The organism is Pseudomonas sp. 9_2_1, assembly GCF_059295275.1.
Map to the genome: position 1 here is coordinate 4,714,117 of NZ_CM181239.1, position 18,192 is coordinate 4,732,308.

Genomic DNA, 18,192 nt, shown 5'->3' on the forward strand with positions numbered 1-18,192 from the left:
CCATGCTGCTCAACCTGTTCAATGAAATGCGCGCAGCCAAGGTGCCGGTATCGGTACGCGAGCTGCTCGACCTGCACCACGCCCTTGAAAAGCACGTGGTGTTCGCCGACATGGACGCGTTCTACTACCTCGCCCGCGCCATCCTGGTGAAGGACGAGCGCCACTTCGACAAGTTCGACCGGGCGTTTGCCGCTTACTTCAAAGGCCTGGAAAACCTCGACCGGCACATCGAGGCGTTGATCCCCGAAGACTGGCTGCGCAAGGAATTCGAACGCTCGCTCACCGACGAGGAACGTGCGCAGATCCAGTCGCTGGGCGGCCTGGACAAGCTCATCGAGGCGTTCAAGCAGCGCCTCGAAGAGCAGAAGGAGCGCCACGCCGGCGGCAACAAGTGGATCGGCACCGGCGGCACCAGCCCGTTCGGCTCGGGCGGCTTCAACCCCGAGGGCATCCGCGTGGGCGAGGCCGGCAAGCGCCAGGGCAAGGCGGTGAAGGTGTGGGACCAGCGCGAATACAAGAACCTGGACGACCAGGTGGAGCTGGGCACACGCAACATCAAGCTGGCCCTGCGCCGGCTGCGCAAGTTCGCGCGGCAAGGCGCCGCAGAAGAGCTGGACATCGACGGCACCATCGACCACACCGCACGTGACGCCGGGCTGTTGAATATCCAGATGCGCCCCGAGCGGCGCAACACGGTGAAGCTGCTGTTGCTGTTCGACATCGGCGGCTCGATGGACGCCCACATCAAGGTCTGCGAAGAGCTGTTCTCGGCGTGCAAGACCGAGTTCAAACACCTGGAGTATTACTACTTCCACAACTGCGTGTACGAGTCGGTGTGGAAGAACAACCTGCGGCGCACTTCGGAGCGCTATTCCACGTTCGACCTGCTGCACAAGTACGGCGACGACTACAAAGTGATCTTCGTCGGCGATGCGGCCATGGCCCCGTACGAAATCACCCAGCCGGGTGGCAGCGTGGAGCACTGGAATGAAGAGGCCGGGTATGTGTGGATCCAGCGGTTCATGGAGAAATTCAGGAAAATCATCTGGATCAACCCGTATCCGAAACAGGCCTGGGACTACACCGCCTCCACCCACCTGGTGCGTGATTTGATCGAGGACAAGATGTATCCGCTGACCTTGCAGGGGTTGGAGGAAGGGATGCGGTATTTGTCCAAGTGAGATAGACGACGGGCTGCGAGACGCACTGCAGTACAGCAGCCCGAAGCCCCTTGCGAGCAATTACGTATTTTCAGCGACGTGATTTGAACAAGGGTTGAGTTCTAAACCACCTACTGTCGGCGCCAAGAGCTTATATCTTCAAGCATCGGGGCAATCAGCCGCCTGGCAACCGACTTCAGCCGGAGATGGGCACGATCTCTTTCAAATTTAACTTGATTCCTCAAGATATAAAGTTGCTGAACTATTTCCCCAGCCGCCTCAGGAGACGGAGCCTGACTAAACGCGTCGAGTTTAGAATTAACCTTGAGTCGTCGCTCACGCACACCATGAAATATCTCATTGGAAGAGGCAAATAAACCATTCGGCACCGGGGCCAATGGATCACGACTCAAAGCCAAAACATGATTTAGAACATTTGACGCTTCCGCCCCCTCGATATGCAGAAGATAATCCGGCGAATCTTGCACTAGCGTTATCAACTCCGCTGGACTGGACTGATTAATCATCCTTTTCGTTTCCCTCCACGTGCGCTTGAGTGGTCGCGACGTGCCGGTTTGCAATCGAATTTTGCCAGTCGGGTCAGTATAATTTACCGGATCACCACCACAGTAGCTATAGCCATTGACCCCGCCACTACCAAAGGGACTGAGGCTGTCATATGACAAAAAACCTGACCTCACCACACTTGAAAATCGTCTTCCGCTGCCTAGAAAATAGCCATCAATCAACGAGTCGAATCGCTCCCCAGTGTATCGGAGCAGCGAATCATGCGCCGTCTTACCTTCAGAATAACCATAAGGGGCATACGTATAATTCACCCATGTTTTGATGGATGAATGGGTAGCCACCGAACCCGCTGAGTCCTGATAAACCAAAATCGATTGATCATCACTTTTCATACAAGTGCGCGCCGGGAGCAAAAAATGGCATACGCGAATACACATCCAATGACGTTTATCACGTTCCGCCTGCCTGAACTGATCCTTAGCATAAAAGCATCGGATCACCATACCCAACGCTGTCAAACATAAATCATTCCTAGACTAGTATCATCTGAAGCAGCAAACGGCCACTGGCAAAAGTTTCAGTTGCTCGCCATACGGTCAGCTAATCACCCCTTGACACACGCACGGAGTTCATCATCGTGACAATCTCATCATGCGACGGATCGTTTTTATCCAACAGGCCTCGACCATCGAAAAAATCAAGCCTGCTTTCAAACAACGCTATTAGGGTCTTGAGGCCCTTCTGCGCAATTTCGGCTTTAGCTGACGCCACAGCCCCGGAGCCCGCTGCTTTCAGAAGTTCCGCCATCCGATTCCAAAATTTCACATTATTTTCGTAATAGTACGCATCTAACCTTGTTATCCCACTCTGCGCGAGATGCCCTGAAAACAGATCGGCAAGCGCCTCCTTCGTCATGTAGCGATACAAACTGGGGAGCTCACTTTTTTTGAATCCTAATAGATATTCTGACATATTTGAATGATCTACCCATTTCAATGAATGACTGACCCGCCCCCCATGCATTTCGCGACCCAGCAGTTGGTGCAAAACATTAGAACGCTTAGGTGATGCCTGAACCACCCTACTATTTTGCCCCGTGGGGTCAATGCGATTTAGCGGATCACCCAAGCAATAACCATAAAGGTTCAACCCTCCAGCACCAAAGGGACTTTTTGGGTCAGGGCTATAAAACCGCATCAATATCGGGCTGTAAATCCTACGCCCTAAGCCCAGCAGATACGAACCACTCAATACATCTCGCCGTTCACCAGAAAACCCGAGTGAAGCGTGCGACTCTGATGCACCACCGTAAATTGTATAAGAAGACTTCTTAACACTTATGCGGAGCTTATTGGCTCTCACCCTAATCTCCAACACGGATAACGACACATGTAGACCACCCTATTTTCACACAGTGGCTTACCGACACAAACTCAATGGCACACCTATCAAATACGGTTCCATCAGTGGCCAACGAAGAAGATAAGACACTCTCTTCACCCTAGGCGAACAGCGGTCGCGCCACAACTGACAAAATTATCAGGTACTGCCTTTAAAAAACGTAAAAAGGGAGGGATGCGCCGCTCCCTATGTAACCCCTCTAGGAGCCCGCAAACAGGCCAGCAGCCTTACACCCAACGCCCCAGATAAAGCTGCTGCTCCCGCCAGGCCTCGTCCTGCACCACCGCCCTGAACCGCACAGAAGCCCCCGGCATGCACTGCGCCAGTTGCGCCAGCGCCAGCGGCGTCAACGCCCCCAGCCGCGGGTAGCCGCCGATGGTCTGCCGGTCATTGAGCAACACGATCGGCTGCCCATCCGGCGGCACCTGCACCGCCCCCAGCGGAATGCCTTCGGAAATCATCGGCGCCCCTTGGTAGACCAACTGCGGCCCCAGCAAGCGAATGCCCATGCGGTCGGCGCGGCTGTCCAGCGTCCACTCGCGGTTGAACGCTTCGAACAGGCTGGTACCGCTGAAATCGCCGATCTGCGCGCCCATCACCAGGTCGAGCACAGGCTTGGGCTGATGACGCGGGCGCAGCGCCTCAGGCACCTCGCGCAGGCTGACCGCGGCATCTGCGAACGCCAGCACCTGGCCTTCGCCAAGCGCCGAACCTTGACCATCAACCCCGCCCAGCTGCTCCCGCACAACGGTGGCACAACTGCCCAGCACCGCCTCGCCCTGGAACCCGCCAGGCGCCGCCAGGTACGCACGCACACCCCGTTTCGGCTGTTTCAGGGTCAAACGCTGCCCCTTGGCCAAGGCAAAGCTGCGCCAGGGTGCGATCGGCTGCTCTTCGACCCGTGCATCCAGATCGGCACCGGCCAGCGCCAGCACGCAATCCTGCTCGGCCACCACGCAGAAACCACCCAGCGTCACCTCGACCACCGGTGCTCCCAACGGGTTGCCCAGCAGCCAGTTGGCCCAGTGCATCGCCACCCAGTCCAGCGCCCCGCCCTGGGTCACGCCCAGGTGGCGCACGCCAAAGCGCCCGGCGTCCTGCAACTGGCACAACGCGGTGCTGGTTTCGATCCTCAACTGCTTCATGCCTGCGCCTCCACATCGCCGCCCAAGGCGACGAAATCGGCCTTCGATACCGCCACAAAGCGCACCCGGTCCCCCGGCTGCAGCAGGCTGTAGCCCTCACGTTCGCGGTCGAAAAGGCGCACGGGCGTGCGCCCGATCAGGTTCCAGCCGCCTGGCGACACCGCCGGATAGGCTGCTGTCTGGCGTTCGGCAATGCCGACACTGCCCGCCGCCACTCGCTTGCGTGGGGTGCTCAGGCGCGGGCTGGCCAGGCGTTCGTCGACCAGGCCCATGAAGCCGAAACCCGGGGCGAAGCCCAGGGCGAACACCGGATAATCGCGCTCGCCGTGCAAGCGGATCACCTCGGCTTCGCTCAGGCCGCTGCGGGCTGCCAGCACGGGAAGCTCAGGGCCGACACTGGCGTGGTACCACACTGGGATTTCGTGACGGCGACCGCCACTGCCGGCGTCTGGCCGCAAACCGTCCAGCGCTTGCTTGATCAATGCCCTCGCCTCGCCCGGCGGCAGGTCGAATTGCACCATCAGCGTGGTATAGGACGGCACCAGATCCAGCAAATGTTCACCGAACGCCACGCTCAAGCGTTGGCTGGCGGCAAGCATCCAGGGCATGTTGGCCTCGTCGATACGCTCGAACAGGCGCACCATCAGGCTATCGAAGGCCACTACTTCAACGCGTGGGTTCATCGTGGCTCCAGTGCATCGAGGGCCAGGCGAATCTGCCGCACAGCCGCCACCGAACTGTCGTTGTCGCCATGCACGCACAGGGTGCTGGCCACCAGCTTCAGTGCACTGCCGTCGTCCGCCACCAGCGTGTCGCCCCGGGCCAGGCGCACGGCCTGCTCCACCACAAGCGCCGGGTCGTGGTGTACAGCACCAGGCAGGCGCCGCGACCGCAGGTGACCACTGGCGGTGTAGGCGCGGTCGGCGAAGGCCTCGAACCACAGTGGCACGCCGATCTCGTCGCCCAAGGCCTGGGCCGCGCGGTTGTCGGCCGTGGCCATGAGCATCAGCGGCAAGGTGCTGTCGTAGGCCGCCACGGCCTCCAGCACGGTACGCAGCTTGAGCGGGTCGGCCATCATGTCGTTGTACAACGCGCCATGGGGTTTCACATAGGCTACGCGGCCGCCCAGCACCTTGCAGATGCCGTCCAGGGCGCCGATCTGGTAGTGCAGCATGTCGCGGATTTCCTCGTTGCTGCAGGCCATGGAGCGGCGGCCGAAACCGGCCAGGTCCGGGTAGGCCGGGTGCGCACCGATGCGCACCCCATGCTCCAGCGCCAGGGCGACGGTGCGGCGCATGATGCCTGGGTCGCCGGCGTGGTAGCCGCAGGCGATGTTGGCGCAATCGATGTAAGGCATCACTTCGGCATCCAGGCCCATGCGCCAGCTGCCGAAACTCTCGCCCATGTCGCAATTGAGTAGCAGGCGTTCCACCGCGCGGCCTCCGTTGTTTTTGTTGTCCATATGCCTACCTTACCGCGCCTGTAGCTGTTTGCCGCGTGTTTCCGGCAAGCTCAGCGCGGCCACGATCACCACGCCGTAGGACACGGCCGAGAACACGCCAATGCCCAGGCCCAACGGGACTTTCTGGCCCAGCATGCCGATCATCAGCGGGAACAGTGCCGCGATGACCTTGCCGATGTTGTAGCAGAAGCCCTGCCCCGAACCGCGAATGCGGGTGGGGAACAGTTCAGTCAGGAACGCCCCCATGCCGCTGAAGATCCCCGAGGCGAAGAAGCCCAGCGGGAAACCCAGCCACAGCATGACCCCATCGCTGACTGCCATCTGCGTGTACAGCAGCACGATGACGAACGAGCCCACGGCAAACAGGATGAAATTCTTCTTGCGCCCCAGCAGGTCGGACAGATAAGCGCTGACCACATAGCCGATGTACGAGCCGACGATCACCATGGCCAGGTAGCCGCCCGTGCCCAGCACGCTCAGGCCGCGCTCGTTCTTGAGGAAGGTAGGCAGCCACGAGGTGATGGCGTAGTAGCCGCCCAGCGCGCCGGTGGTCAGCAGCGACGCACGCACGGTGGTCCACAGCATGCCGGGGGCGAAAATTTCGTAGAAGTGCGAAGGTGCCTCGGCGTTTTCCACCGCCTTGGCCTCGCGGTACACCTCCGGGTCTTTGACCAGCCGGCGAACGAAGATGACGAAGATCGCCGGCACCAATCCCAGCAGGAACAGTGCACGCCAGGCCTGCTCGGCCGGCAGCCAGGAGAACAGCAGCGCATAGAGGATGGCGGTAAGGCCCCAGCCAAGCGCCCAGCCGGACTGCACCATCCCGACCGCCTTGCCGCGGTCCTGGGCACGGATGACTTCGCCGATCAGCACCGCACCGGCGGTCCACTCACCGCCAAAGCCGAAACCCATCAGGGTACGGGCGATCAGCAATTGTTCGTAGTTTTGCGCAAAGCCGCAAAGGAAGGTGAAAAAGGCGAACCACAGTACCGTCAACTGCAGGGTACGCACCCGGCCGATACGGTCGGAAAGAATGCCTGCCACCCAGCCACCCACGGCCGAGGCGATCAGCATGCTGGTGTGGATCAACCCGGCCTCGGTGGTGGTGATGCCCCACAGCATGATCAGCGTGGGGATGACGAAGCTGAGCATCTGCGTGTCCATGCCGTCCAGGCCATAGCCGATCTTGCAGCTCCAGAAGGTGCGCCGTTGTTGTGAGTCGATATCGCGATACCAGGCGAATGGCCCGGACGAAGAGGGGGAACTGACCTGCTGCTGCACGCCGGTGGGGTTCATGCTTGCCTCGGCTTGTTGGTATTGTTTTATAGGCGACTTGAGGGTCGCGGCCTGGGCGTCATTGTTCAGAGGCCGTGTCGCCTGCGTCCAACGAGAAAAACCGCCGGTCTGGAACAAGAAAAACTGATCATGAACCTTCGCTTCCTCGAAACCTTCGTCTGGGTCGCCCGGCTCAAGAGCTTCCGCCTGACCGCAGAAAAGCTGTTCACCACCCAGGCCTCGGTGTCCAGCCGCATCGCCGCGCTGGAGGCTGACCTGGGCGTGAAGCTGCTGCTGCGCGATTCCCGCGGCGTCAGCCTGACCCCGGAGGGCGGCAAGGTGCTGGAATATGCCGAGCGCATGCTGGAAACCGCCAAAGCCATGAAGCAGTCGCTGGACAGTGACCGGGCCAAGCTTGGACGCATCCGCATCGGGGTGATGGACACGGTGATCCACACCTGGATGAGCGCGCTGGTGGCCGAGCTGACCGAGCGCTACCCGCAGGTGGAGATCGAACTGGTGGCCGACACTGCGCTGAACCTGCGCGAGCAGCTGCAAAAGGGCTTTCTCGATGTGATCCTGCAGACCGACCTGCTGCGCGAGCAGTCGATCCGCAGCCTGGACCTGGCACGTTACCCGATGGGCTGGGTGGTGGCGGCCGGTTCGCACCAGCACCGCGACTATGCATCGCTGGCCGAGCTTGGCCGTGAGCGCATCATCACCTTCTCGAAGAACTCTCGGCCGCACCAGGAGGTGCTGAGCCTGCTGCAGGGCGCGGGGGCCGAGGCGCCGCGACTGAACTGCGTGAATTCCGTAGCGGCGATTACGCGGCTGCTGCGCGACGGGTTTGGCATTGGTGCGCTGCCGCCGGCGCTGGTGGACGGTGAGCTGGGCCGGGGTGAGCTGGTGTTACTGACGGGGCTGCAACCCCCGCCGAGCCTGGAGCTGGTGGTGGCCTGGCAAACCGGGGTGGCGCTGGTGGATGAGGTGGTCGGGGTCTGCCGGCAGGTGCTGGAGCGGTATGCGCGGGATGTGGGGGGGCGACGGATTGTGTTGGCTTCGTAGCTGTTCGCCGCTAGGTTTTCCGCGCCTGTGAGATCGAGCGCCGCCCGCGCGGCGCATCGCGGATGAATCCGCCCCTACATTTGTTGCAACGTGCCGCACCTGTCAGGCCATGGTTGTCAGTCTTTGGGATCAGATCCAGATCGCATCCCAATGGGGATAGTCACCGATTCTGGTCACCAATCCTGCTCTTAATGGGTTGGCAATGATGTACCTGGCGGCCTTGACTGCATCTTCTTCCCTGCGCAGAGCGCGGTCGTGATAACCGGCTTGCCAGACGGGGACCGTGAGGGCTCCAGACTTTCGCAAGCAGTGGCTTGACCTCGCTTTGAAGCGACGCATCAGTGTGCTCAGAGTTATTTCTTTCAGCTCGATCAGCCAATGTACATGGTCAGGCATGACAACCCAGGCCAGTGAATGGCAGCTGTTCTCCTGCTCTGCCATGCGCAGATGGCGAATCACGATGCGGGCGCGCTGGAAATTGTCGAACAACGGGTGGCGGTTCTGAGTGACTGTAGTGAGCATATAGAGCCTGCCGGGTTCTGAGCACCTACCGCGGCGCAGCAGGCAGCCTTTCGGGCTGAGCATGACGGTCATCCATGAATTGTCGATTCACGTTTCAGCCTAGAATTGCCTGCAATTGGTGCTCGGACGATATGGTTTGCAAATGTGTCCCGAGTTCATGTCATGCGCCAAAGCAGGCGACCATGGCGCAACAGGTTAGGCACGTTGCAACAAATGTAGATACTCTGTTGGCGGTCAAGCTTTTCTGAGGTGTTCAGAGCTGAAAAGCTTGGCCGTATCAAATGGCACATCCCCGCGCATGCATGCCCAGATACCTGTCAGGTATTTGCGCATGACAGCGGCGATAGCTTGCATTTTTTTCTTGCCTCTACCGATCAGCGACTCGTAAAAGGCCTTTGCATAAGGGTCACAGCGCACCGCAGTCAACGCTGGCATATACATGGCTGCGCGTAGATACGCATTCCCACTCTTACCGAGCCGGCCTGGCTTGTCGATGCTTGTTCCAGATTGTGTCTGTCGAACATCCAGCCCCGCATGGCGTGCTACCTGAGAGGACTTGAGCAGTTCAGGCAGTGTGGTCAATTCAGCCAAAGCTGCAAGTGCCGTAACTTCTCCTATTCCGGGGCCTGCGAGTAGTTGCTTGTATTGCTGGGTGAGGGTTGGACATTGGGCGATCAGTTCGCGTCCTGCTTTACGAAAGCGCTCAATGCGAGTGTCCAGGGTGGCAATCGCCTCCTCCTGATCCTCGATCAAAATAGAAATGGTCGTAGCGGTCGCCTGCAGTGCATGCAGCTCATTTTTCGCCCTGGTGCGGTGTCCTACCAGCCGATTGATGTGCCGACCGAGGGCCCTGAGCTCAAGCTGTACAGGGCTTGGCGGTGTCCACAAGCGCGGCGTCATACGCTCGCCGTACTCGGCTAGCAACTGAGCATCTATTGCATCAGTCTTGCTGTTGACCAGCATGAGCTTGGCGAAGTTATGGAAACTTTTGGGGTTGATGACTGAAACAGGAAGGTCGGCCGCATGCAGCTCAAGCGCGAGGTCCAAATAATAGATCCCCGTGGCCTCCATCACGATCGTCCTGGGTTTGAGGGCCTGCAGTTTTTTCACCGCTGCCTTGCGGCCAGCGGGTGTCTGGGCGATGTCCCATTGCCCGACAGGGCGCCCATCTTTACGCACCCCAGCAATCGAAGTACGCGAACCGATATCCACGCCAACACAGACACTCATTCTTCCCACCGCATGTGAGTTAGGTAACAATGGCCTCCGGTTCCCCGACCTCGAAATTCATGCCGCTGCAACCTTGTAATGCGAAGTCCGACTAGTCGGCTTCTCGATACTCTTCGTAGTGGGCAATGAGGCGGGGGACCTCTCTACATACAAGGTCAGGGCAAGCCTGCCTTCAGGAGCGATCGGTCTCCCCGGAAGTGCTTCTCGAACCTGACCAGAATAACCTCTCTCGTCAGGGTCAGACACAACATACAAGGAGCGGATTCATCCGCGATGCGCCGCGCGGGCGGCGCTCGATATCCCAAGCACTGTATTGCTCAAGGCGAACGTCAGCGCCAGCTCTCTTTGACCGCCCCACGCCGCCCGCCAAGGATCACCCAGCCAATCCCCAGCAACAGGCTCTCGACCAGGAACGCCAGAACAAACCCTGCACCAATCCCCCAGCCAACCGCCTCGGGCACCAGCAGAATCTGGTAGCTGTAGCTATTGAGCGTTTCTTCACGCAACTGCGGGTCGGCCTGCACCAGCACATGCCAGGTCCGCTGTGCCCAGGGCCCTTGCAGCGCCTGCCATTCGTTTTCCAGCAGTTCGTTGCGGATCATCAGGCTTTCGATGCTGTTGGCATCACTGTTGAACACCGGGTCGTCGCTGCTGCGGTAATGCCGCAGCAGCGCCTGCAGGTCGCCGTCGAAGAAGCGTTCGGCGGTCTGGCGGAAGCCATCCAGCGCTTCGCGCGACTCGAACAGGTGCGCTTCGACGCGCTGGCTGTAGTCCTTGACCAACCCCGGGACCTGGATACCGGCCAGCAGGCCGAAGGTGAACAGCAGCAACCGCAGGTAACTTCTGAACATGCAGCGTCCTTAGCTCTGGCCGTGCGCTGTGCACTCGCCGTGCCGCCACAAGGCCCATTGACCCGGCTCGTAGCGCTGCCAGGTCTCGTTCTCGGTCAGGGCCTCGGTGGCGATCACCGTGACCACGTCATTGGGGGTGGTTTCGGTATGGAAATCGACGATCAGGTCGACATCCTTCAACCGCGCTGCGCCAAACGGTGCACGTCGGGTGATGTGCACCAGCTTGGTCGAGCAGAAGCAGAACAGCCAGTCGCCATCGCTGAGCATGCAGTTGAACACGCCCCGGCCACGGTAGCCGGCACAGGCTTCGACCAGCACCGGTAGCAACTGTTCCACCGGTACGGGTTCGGGGAAGGCGCTGCGGATGCGGTTGAGCAGGTCGCAGAAGGCAGCTTCGCTGTCGGTGTCGCCCACCGGCCGGTAGAAGCTGACCTCGCCCTTGAAGTCGCCCAACTGGCCGTTGTGCGCGAAGCACCAGTTGCGGCCCCACATTTCCCGCACGAAGGGGTGGGTGTTGGACAGGCAGACCTTGCCGACGTTGGCCTGGCGGATATGGCCGATGACCACTTGGCTTTTTATCGGGTAACGCTGCACCAGGTTGGCCACTTCCGACTCGCTGCTCGCCGCCGGGTCCTGGAACAGGCGCAGGCCACGGCCTTCATAGAAGCCGATGCCCCAGCCGTCACGGTGCGGACCGGTACGGCCACCGCGCTGCATCAGCCCGGTGAAACTGAAGACGATGTCGGTCGGGACGTTGGCACTCATGCCCAGCAGTTCGCACATGGCGTGTCTCCGCTTACAGACGGGGCTCGACCCGGCCACCGCCGCGCGGGGCGGCTGGGGGCGGGTTGTCACGGTAACGGTCGTGGCGCTCGGCGGCCAGCGGGGCCTGGGTGCCGAGCTGGTCATCCTCGGCCACCTCGCGCTGGGCGGCGGCTTCGGCCTGGGCGCGGCGCTCGCGGGCGCGCTTTTCCAGCGGCCAGCGCAGCAATACGAAAAGCAGATACAGGCCGAACGCGATCAAACCGTACATGGCGAAGTCGGAAACGGCGCGCCAGGCGTTGTTGCCAACCTTGAAGGCGACATCCAAAGCAGTGATGGCGATGGCCGGGGCGAAGCTTTCCTTCACCGGGTCGACGATGGTCGGGGTCAGCAGCAGCACGGCCAGTACCACCCGCAGCGGTTCGCGCAGCCAGCGCCACATCCAGCCGGTGAGCTTGAAGCCAACCAGCAGGCAGCCCAGGGCGGCGACAGCATAGAGGCCCCAGGCGAGGGTGTAGTCGTTCTCGGTCATGGTGTTCGTGCAAGCCAGGCAAAGAGATGCCTATGATAAACACTTTTCCGGGCGCACACAGTGTTTGCCTGTACCGCAGCGAAGCGGCCGGCACAGGCAACCCCAATCAAGAGATCCTCAATGCCAACCAAGCCCCAACCCCCAATCGCCCACCAGGCCCAGGCCGCCGACCCCTATGCCTGGCTGCAACAGCGCGACACGCCCGAGGTGCTCGCCTACCTGCAGGCCGAAAACGCCTACCAGGAGGCCTGCCTGGCCGAGCAGGCGTCCTTGCGCGAGCAATTGTTCGAAGAAATCAAAGGCCGCATCCTCGAAACCGACCTGTCGCTGCCGGCACCGTGGGGCCCCTACCTGTACTACACCCGCACCACCGCGGGTGACGAGTACCCGCGCCACTACCGCTGCCCGCGCCCGGCCGACGATTCGAACACCGTCGATGAAAGCCGCGAGCAACTGCTGCTCGACCCCAATGCCCTGGCCAACGGCGGCTTCCTGTCGCTGGGCGCGTTCAATGTCAGCCCCGACCATCGCCTGCTGGCCTACAGCCTCGACACCAGTGGCGATGAAATCTACACCCTGTACGTCAAGGACCTGGCCAGCGGCAGCGTCACCACCCTGCCCTTCGACGACTGCGACGGCAGCCTGACCTGGGCCAACGACAGCCAGACACTGTTTTTCGCCGAGCTGGACGACACCCACCGGCCCTGGCGCCTGCGTCGCCACACGCTGGGCAGCGACAACGCCCAAACCGTGTTCGAAGAGCCTGACGGGCGCTTCTTCCTGCACTGCTACCGCACCAGCTCCGAACGCCAGCTGGTCTTGCTGCTGAACAGCAAGACCACCAGCGAGGCCTGGGTGCTGGACGCCGAAACCGCGCAGGCGCCGTTCACCTGCCTGGCGCCGCGGGTCGAAGGCCACGAATACTTCCCCGACCACGGCCAGCTCGATGGCGAGTGGCGCTGGTTCATCCGCACCAACCAGGACGGCATCAACTTCGCCTTGTACCACGCCCAGGTCTCGCCGGTACCACGCCGTGAGCAATGGCAGGTGTTGGTGCCGCACCGCGACGCGATCATGCTCGAAGGCCTCAGCCTGAATGCCGGCGCCCTGACCCTGAGCCTGCGCGAGGGCGGCCTGCCGATCATCGACGTGCGCCCGCAGGGCCTGCCGGCCTACCGCGTCGAGCTACCAGACGCCGCCTACAGCCTGTACGTGCAGGACAGCCTGGAGTTCGCCAGCACGCGCATCCGCCTGCGCTACGAGGCACTCAACCGCCCGGCGCAGGTACGCCAGCTGGAACTCGCCAGCGGCGAGCAGGCTGTGCTCAAGCAAACCCCGGTGCTAGGTGCATTCGATGCCGATGACTATGTCAGCGAGCGCCTGTGGGCCACTGCGGCGGACGGTACCCAGGTGCCGATCAGCCTGGTGCGCCGCCGCCAGGACCTTGGCCAGACCGTGCCGCTTTACCTGTATGGCTACGGTGCCTACGGCGAGAGCCTGGACCCGTGGTTCTCGCATGCCCGCCTGAGCCTGCTGGAACGCGGCGTGGCCTTTGCCATCGCCCATGTGCGCGGCGGCGGCGAACTGGGCGAGGCGTGGTACCGCGCTGGCAAGCAGGAGCACAAGCACAACACCTTCAGCGACTTCATTGCCTGCGCCGAGCACCTGATCGCCGAAGGCGTGACCGCTGCCGAACGCCTGGCCATCAGTGGCGGCAGCGCCGGGGGCCTGCTGATCGGCGCGGTGCTGAACCTGCGTCCCGAGCTGTTCCGTTGTGCGATTGCCGAAGTACCGTTCGTCGACGTGCTCAACACCATGCTCGACCCCGAGCTGCCGCTGACCGTGACCGAGTACGACGAATGGGGCAACCCTCAAGAGCCGCAGGTATACGAGCGAATCAAGGCCTACGCCCCCTATGAAAACGTGAAGGCGCAGGCCTACCCGGCGATGCTGGTGGTGGCGGGTTACAACGACAGCCGCGTGCAGTACTGGGAAGCGGCCAAGTGGGTGGCACGGCTACGCACGCGCAAGACCGACAGCAACCTGCTGCTGCTCAAGACCGAGATGGGCGCCGGGCATGGCGGAATGAGCGGGCGGTATCAGGGGTTGAAGGATGTGGCCCTGGAGTATGCGTTCGTGTTTGGCGAGCTGGGTGTGGTGTAAAATTTACAGTTGAGCCCGTGCGCCGTCCCTGTGGGAGCGGGTTTACCCGCGAAAAAGGGTCCGCGGAGGATGGCACGGGCTTCGCCCGTGTTCGCGGGTGAACCCGCTCCCACAGGGGGCTGGTGTCGACCGGAGTTGTTCAATCATCCTGCCCCGCCGGCTTCGCAGGCTCTGGCCGGATCCCCGGCAATGGCTGGTCCTTAGGCGGCCCGGGCACCGGCATCGGCGGCAACAACGGTGCCCCCGGCTGGCTGTCATAGGCCTTGGGCGGTGTGCTCGGGGTTATCTGCGGGTAAGGCGTGGGCGTTGGCGTACCCGGTGCACCCGGCACCGGCGTGGTCAGCCGGGGGGGTGTACTGGCGGCTTCAGCCAAGGGCAGGCCAGCCACAACCAGCGCGGCGAGGATCGCGTGAAACATCAGCAACCTCCTGTCGGGAACCTTCCTACAGGCTACGCCTAAATCGAAGCTTTCGCCTGTCCGCCTGCCCGGCAAGCGCGCTAGACTCAATGCCATAACCGTCATCTGCCTGATCAGAACAAAGGAAACACCATGAGCGCCACCTCTTCCGCCGCCGCCACCGCGCGCCTGGACCGCATCCTGGCCGATGCCAAGCGCGACAAGGAAATGGGCTACCGCGACAAGGCCCTGAGAATGTACCCGCACGTCTGCGGCCGCTGTGCCCGTGAATTCGCCGGCAAGCGCCTGAGCGAGCTGACCGTGCACCACCGTGACCACAACCACGACAACAACCCGCAGGACGGCTCCAACTGGGAGCTGCTGTGCCTGTACTGCCACGACAACGAGCACTCGCGCTACACCGACCAGCAGTACTTCAGCGATGGCTCGCTCAGCACCCCGAGCATTGCCAAGGCCACCCACAACCCGTTTGCCGCGCTGGCCGGGATGATGAAGAAAGACTGACCATCGATTCGCCCCCCGCTGCTACCGGGCAGCCCGTATAATCGCGCTTTTTTCGCGAAGGGCCCCGGTACGTGGCAAACAAACGATACAGCTGCATCGGCCTGTTCAACCCCAAGTCTGCCGAAAACGTCGGCTCGGTGATGCGCGCCGCCGGCTGCTATGGCGTCAATTCGGTGTTCTATACCGGCAAACGCTACGAACGCGCCCGTGACTTCGTCACCGACACCAAGCGCGTGCACTACGACATTCCCCTGATCGGCATCGACGACCTGCAGCGCATCATCCCGCTGGGGTGCACACCGGTAGCGGTAGAGCTGGTGGAGGGCGCGCGGCCGCTGCCCGAATACACTCACCCGGACCGGGCCATCTATATCTTCGGGCCGGAGGATGGTTCGTTGAGCGAGGATGTGCGGGCGTGGTGTGAAGAGACCATCTATATCCCGACCGAAGGTTGCATGAACCTGGCGGCGACGGTGAATGTGGTGCTGTATGACCGTTTGGCCAAAGGGTTGAATACCCGTTCGGGGCCCAAGTTCAAGTAAGGAAAAAGGCCGCACTTGCAGTGCCTGTACCGGCCTCATCGCCGGCAAGCCAGCTCCCACAGGAAGTGCGCAGGCCGTGAAGACTGCGGGTACCTGTGAAAGCTGGCTTGCCGGCGATGAGGCCCGCACAGCCACCACAAAAGCGGCCAGGTGCTGAGCTCCGTCAGAACAGCACCGGTCTTGCTCGGATCACGAAGCGTTGATCCAGATGGTCTTCAGCTCCGTGTACTGGTCGTGGGCCCAGATCGACTTGTCGCGCCCACCGAAACCAGACTCTTTGTAGCCACCGAACGGCGTGGTGACATCACCTTCGCCGAAGCAGTTGACCGTGACCACGCCCGCGCGGATTTCACGCGACAGGCGCAGCGCATTGCGCAGGCTGCCGGTGTAGGCCGAGGCAGCCAGGCCGTAGACGGTATCGTTGGCCAGTTCGATCGCCTCGTCGATGGTCTCGAAGCTGGTCACGCTCAGCACCGGGCCAAAGATTTCCTCGATGAACAGCTTGTTGTCACGGCCAACGTTGTCGACGATGGTCGGCTGAATGAACACGCCCTGTTCCGCTTCGCCACCTTGAACGACGTCAAGCTTGTGCTCGGCCGCGTATTCCAGGTACGACTTGACCTTCTCGAAGTGCGACTTGCTGACCATGGCGCCCAGGCGGTTGTCCGGGTCGAGCGGGTCGCCCAGCTTCCAGTCCTTCAGGTGCTTGCCGATCAGGCTCAGCAGCTCGTCCTTGACGTCCTTGTGGACGATCAGGCGCGACGATGCAGAGCAGTTTTCGCCCATGTTCCAGAACGCACCGGCAGTGACAAATTCGGCCACTTCGTTCAGGTCTTCGCAGTCGTTCATGACCACGGCCGGGTTCTTGCCACCCAGCTCCAGAACGATGCGCTTGAGGTTGGACTCGGCAGCGTACTTCAGGAAAAGGCGGCCGGTATCGGTGGAGCCGGTGAAGCTGACCATCGGGATGTCCATGTGGCGGCCAATGGCTTCGCCCACTTCACGGCCACCGCCAGGCACCAGGTTGAACACACCGGCCGGGATGCCAGCCTCATGGGCCAGCTCGGCCACGCGCAGGGCGCTGAGGGTGGTTTCCTTGGCGGGCTTGACCACGATCGAGCAACCGGCGGCCAGCGACGGGGCGATTTTCCAGGCCAGCATCAGCAGCGGGAAGTTCCACGGCAGCACCAGGCCGACCACGCCGATGGCTTCACGCACCACCATGGTCACGGCAGCGTTGCCGGTCGGGGCAGTGGCGTCGTAGATCTTGTCGATCAGCTCGGCGTGCCAGCGAATGGTGTGGATGGTTTCCGGCACGTCGACGTTCTGGCACTCGCTGACCGGCTTGCCGCTGTCCAGCGCTTCCAGCACCGCCAGCTCGTGGGCGTTGTCTTCCAGCAGCTGGGCGAACTTCTGCAGCACGTGCTTGCGGTCGTTCGGCTGCATCTTCGACCAGGTGCCTTCCTCGAACACGCGCTTGGCGGCAGCCACGGCAACGTCGACATCCTGCACGTCACAGGCGGCGACTTCTGCCAGCTGCTTGCCGGTAGCCGGGTTGGTGGTGACGAAGGTGCGGCCCGAAATGGCGTCGCGGAATTCACCGTCGATGAACGCCTGGGTGCGCAGCTGCAGTTCGGCGGCAATGGCCGCGTATTGTTCCTTGCTCAGCAAATCAGCCATGGTCCCGGCTCCTTATTTGATCTGTGCGATGGTGGCCTTGAGTTCGGTGACCACGCGCTTGAGTTCTTGCTTCTCGGCCTCATTCAGGTCGTACAGCGGCTTGCGCACGCCGCCGGTCTTCAGGCCGTTCAGGGCTACACCGTTCTTGATCGCCTGGACAAACTTGCCACCTTCGAGGAAGTCCATCAGCGGCATCATGGCAGCCATGATCTTGCGGCCTTTGGCGAAGTCCTTCTCGATCACGCAGGCCTCGTACAGGGCCACGTGCTCGCGCGGGATGAAGTTGGAGCCGGCGCAGACCCAGCTCTGGGCGCCCCAGGCGAAGAATTCCAGGGCCTGGTCGTCCCAGCCGCACGACAGCTGGATGTTCGGGCGGTGGATGGCCAGGCGGTGCAGCTGGGCCATGTCACCGGAGCTTTCCTTGATGGCGACGATGTTTTTCACATCGGCAACGGCATCGAAGAACTCCTCGCCCATGCTCACGCTCATGCGGCCCGGGTAGTTGTAGAGCATGATCGGCAGGCCGGCGGCGGCGTCGACAGCTTTGACGTGCAGGGCGATTTCCTGCTGGGTCGGCAGCGCGTATGGCGGGGTGCCCACCAGCAGGGCGTCAGCCTTGATTTCCTTGGCGTGCTGGGCGAAGGCCACGGCGTCTTCGGTGCGGATGCCACCGGTGCCGACGATCAGCGGCAGGCGGCCGTTGAGCACGTCCTTGGCCTGGGCGGCCAGCTCGATGCGCTCTTGGGTGGTGTGGGCGTAGTACTCGCCGGTGGAGCCACCGATGATCACGCCGTGGATTTTCGAGTCGACCAGGTATTCGAGGACTTCGGCGAACGCCGCCTTGTCGATCGAGCCGTCCGCAGCCAGCGGAGTAATTGCCGGGGTGTAGATGCCTTCGAATTTCACGGTAGGTTCTCCAGTGCGTTGCTCAGTGTTGTAAAGGCCGCAGCGC

At 61.7% G+C, this 18,192-nt stretch carries 19 protein-coding genes; 5 read left to right on the forward strand and 14 right to left on the reverse strand.

Translation table 11 applies throughout. The features are described 5' to 3' along the window. Positions 1 to 2: 2 nt before the first annotated feature. The gene (locus AC5O5I_RS21345; protein WP_172285698.1) at positions 3 to 1,181 is read left to right on the forward strand and encodes a vWA domain-containing protein; all 1,179 of its coding nucleotides are present in this window, start codon (positions 3 to 5) and stop codon (positions 1,179 to 1,181) included. A gap of 110 nt (positions 1,182 to 1,291) precedes the next feature. Here AC5O5I_RS21345 and AC5O5I_RS21350 read toward each other — a convergent pair whose 3' ends face one another. From AC5O5I_RS21350 to AC5O5I_RS21375, 6 genes are all read right to left on the reverse strand, one after another. Beyond that, positions 1,292 to 2,080, reverse strand: a complete 789-nt coding sequence (locus tag AC5O5I_RS21350; RefSeq protein WP_172285697.1) for an RHS repeat-associated core domain-containing protein — start codon at positions 2,078 to 2,080, stop codon at positions 1,292 to 1,294. 208 nt (positions 2,081 to 2,288) lie between these two features. Further along, positions 2,289 to 3,050 (reverse strand): RHS repeat-associated core domain-containing protein, encoded by a 762-nt coding sequence (locus AC5O5I_RS21355; protein ID WP_494511517.1) that lies wholly within the window; start codon positions 3,048 to 3,050, stop codon positions 2,289 to 2,291. A 266-nt stretch (positions 3,051 to 3,316) separates the two neighbouring features. Then, positions 3,317 to 4,234, reverse strand: coding sequence for a 5-oxoprolinase subunit C family protein (locus AC5O5I_RS21360; RefSeq protein ID WP_172285695.1), 918 nt, complete (start codon positions 4,232 to 4,234; stop codon positions 3,317 to 3,319). After that, positions 4,231 to 4,917 (reverse strand): 5-oxoprolinase subunit PxpB, encoded by a 687-nt coding sequence (pxpB, locus tag AC5O5I_RS21365; RefSeq protein WP_494511518.1) that lies wholly within the window; start codon positions 4,915 to 4,917, stop codon positions 4,231 to 4,233. Before pxpB ends, AC5O5I_RS21360 begins: the two co-directional genes overlap by 4 nt. Continuing rightward, the gene (locus AC5O5I_RS21370) at positions 4,914 to 5,696 is read right to left on the reverse strand and encodes a 5-oxoprolinase subunit PxpA (protein ID WP_172285692.1); all 783 of its coding nucleotides are present in this window, start codon (positions 5,694 to 5,696) and stop codon (positions 4,914 to 4,916) included. Before AC5O5I_RS21370 ends, pxpB begins: the two co-directional genes overlap by 4 nt. 9 nt (positions 5,697 to 5,705) lie before the next feature. Then, complete coding sequence (locus AC5O5I_RS21375) at positions 5,706 to 6,992, reverse strand: MFS transporter (RefSeq protein ID WP_494511519.1); 1,287 nt, start codon at positions 6,990 to 6,992, stop codon at positions 5,706 to 5,708. Between the two features lie 129 nt (positions 6,993 to 7,121). On the opposite strand from AC5O5I_RS21375, the gene AC5O5I_RS21380 reads away from it, so the two are divergent. Beyond that, entirely contained in the window at positions 7,122 to 8,036 is a 915-nt protein-coding gene (locus AC5O5I_RS21380; protein ID WP_172229328.1) for a LysR family transcriptional regulator, read from the forward strand. Positions 8,037 to 8,165: 129 nt separating this feature from the next. Here AC5O5I_RS21380 and AC5O5I_RS21385 read toward each other — a convergent pair whose 3' ends face one another. From AC5O5I_RS21385 to AC5O5I_RS21405, 5 genes are all read right to left on the reverse strand, one after another. Next, on the reverse strand, positions 8,166 to 8,621 hold the full coding sequence (locus AC5O5I_RS21385) for an REP-associated tyrosine transposase (protein ID WP_494511520.1): 456 nt from the start codon (positions 8,619 to 8,621) through the stop codon (positions 8,166 to 8,168). 171 nt (positions 8,622 to 8,792) lie between these two features. Beyond that, the gene (locus tag AC5O5I_RS21390; protein WP_494511521.1) at positions 8,793 to 9,788 is read right to left on the reverse strand and encodes an IS110 family RNA-guided transposase; all 996 of its coding nucleotides are present in this window, start codon (positions 9,786 to 9,788) and stop codon (positions 8,793 to 8,795) included. A 329-nt stretch (positions 9,789 to 10,117) separates the two neighbouring features. After that, positions 10,118 to 10,639, reverse strand: a complete 522-nt coding sequence (locus AC5O5I_RS21395; protein ID WP_494511522.1) for a DUF2937 family protein — start codon at positions 10,637 to 10,639, stop codon at positions 10,118 to 10,120. Between the two features lie 9 nt (positions 10,640 to 10,648). Then, on the reverse strand, positions 10,649 to 11,422 hold the full coding sequence (locus AC5O5I_RS21400) for a class II glutamine amidotransferase (protein ID WP_172229332.1): 774 nt from the start codon (positions 11,420 to 11,422) through the stop codon (positions 10,649 to 10,651). 13 nt (positions 11,423 to 11,435) lie between these two features. After that, entirely contained in the window at positions 11,436 to 11,933 is a 498-nt protein-coding gene (locus AC5O5I_RS21405; protein ID WP_172229334.1) for an MFS transporter, read from the reverse strand. Positions 11,934 to 12,053: 120 nt separating this feature from the next. Here AC5O5I_RS21405 and AC5O5I_RS21410 point away from each other — a divergent pair, with 120 nt between their 5' ends. Further along, positions 12,054 to 14,096 (forward strand): S9 family peptidase, encoded by a 2,043-nt coding sequence (locus AC5O5I_RS21410; protein WP_494511523.1) that lies wholly within the window; start codon positions 12,054 to 12,056, stop codon positions 14,094 to 14,096. 139 nt (positions 14,097 to 14,235) lie between these two features. Here the strand turns inward: AC5O5I_RS21410 and AC5O5I_RS21415 are convergent, their stop codons facing one another. Next, positions 14,236 to 14,514, reverse strand: coding sequence for a hypothetical protein (locus AC5O5I_RS21415; protein WP_172229338.1), 279 nt, complete (start codon positions 14,512 to 14,514; stop codon positions 14,236 to 14,238). A gap of 132 nt (positions 14,515 to 14,646) precedes the next feature. Here AC5O5I_RS21415 and AC5O5I_RS21420 point away from each other — a divergent pair, with 132 nt between their 5' ends. Together AC5O5I_RS21420 and AC5O5I_RS21425 are read left to right on the forward strand one after the other, a co-directional pair. Beyond that, positions 14,647 to 15,018 carry a YajD family HNH nuclease gene (locus AC5O5I_RS21420; RefSeq protein ID WP_172229340.1) on the forward strand — a complete coding sequence of 124 codons (372 nt, stop codon included), beginning with the start codon at positions 14,647 to 14,649 and terminating at the stop codon, positions 15,016 to 15,018. 71 nt (positions 15,019 to 15,089) lie between these two features. After that, a complete protein-coding gene (locus AC5O5I_RS21425; RefSeq protein ID WP_172229342.1) occupies positions 15,090 to 15,560 on the forward strand; it encodes an RNA methyltransferase in 471 nt (156 codons plus the stop codon). A gap of 189 nt (positions 15,561 to 15,749) precedes the next feature. On the opposite strand, the gene AC5O5I_RS21430 is transcribed toward AC5O5I_RS21425, so the two are convergent. Together AC5O5I_RS21430 and AC5O5I_RS21435 are read right to left on the reverse strand one after the other, a co-directional pair. Further along, complete coding sequence (locus AC5O5I_RS21430) at positions 15,750 to 17,240, reverse strand: aldehyde dehydrogenase (protein ID WP_494511524.1); 1,491 nt, start codon at positions 17,238 to 17,240, stop codon at positions 15,750 to 15,752. A 12-nt stretch (positions 17,241 to 17,252) separates the two neighbouring features. After that, positions 17,253 to 18,146 (reverse strand): dihydrodipicolinate synthase family protein, encoded by an 894-nt coding sequence (locus AC5O5I_RS21435; RefSeq protein ID WP_494511525.1) that lies wholly within the window; start codon positions 18,144 to 18,146, stop codon positions 17,253 to 17,255. Positions 18,147 to 18,192: the final 46 nt, after the last annotated feature.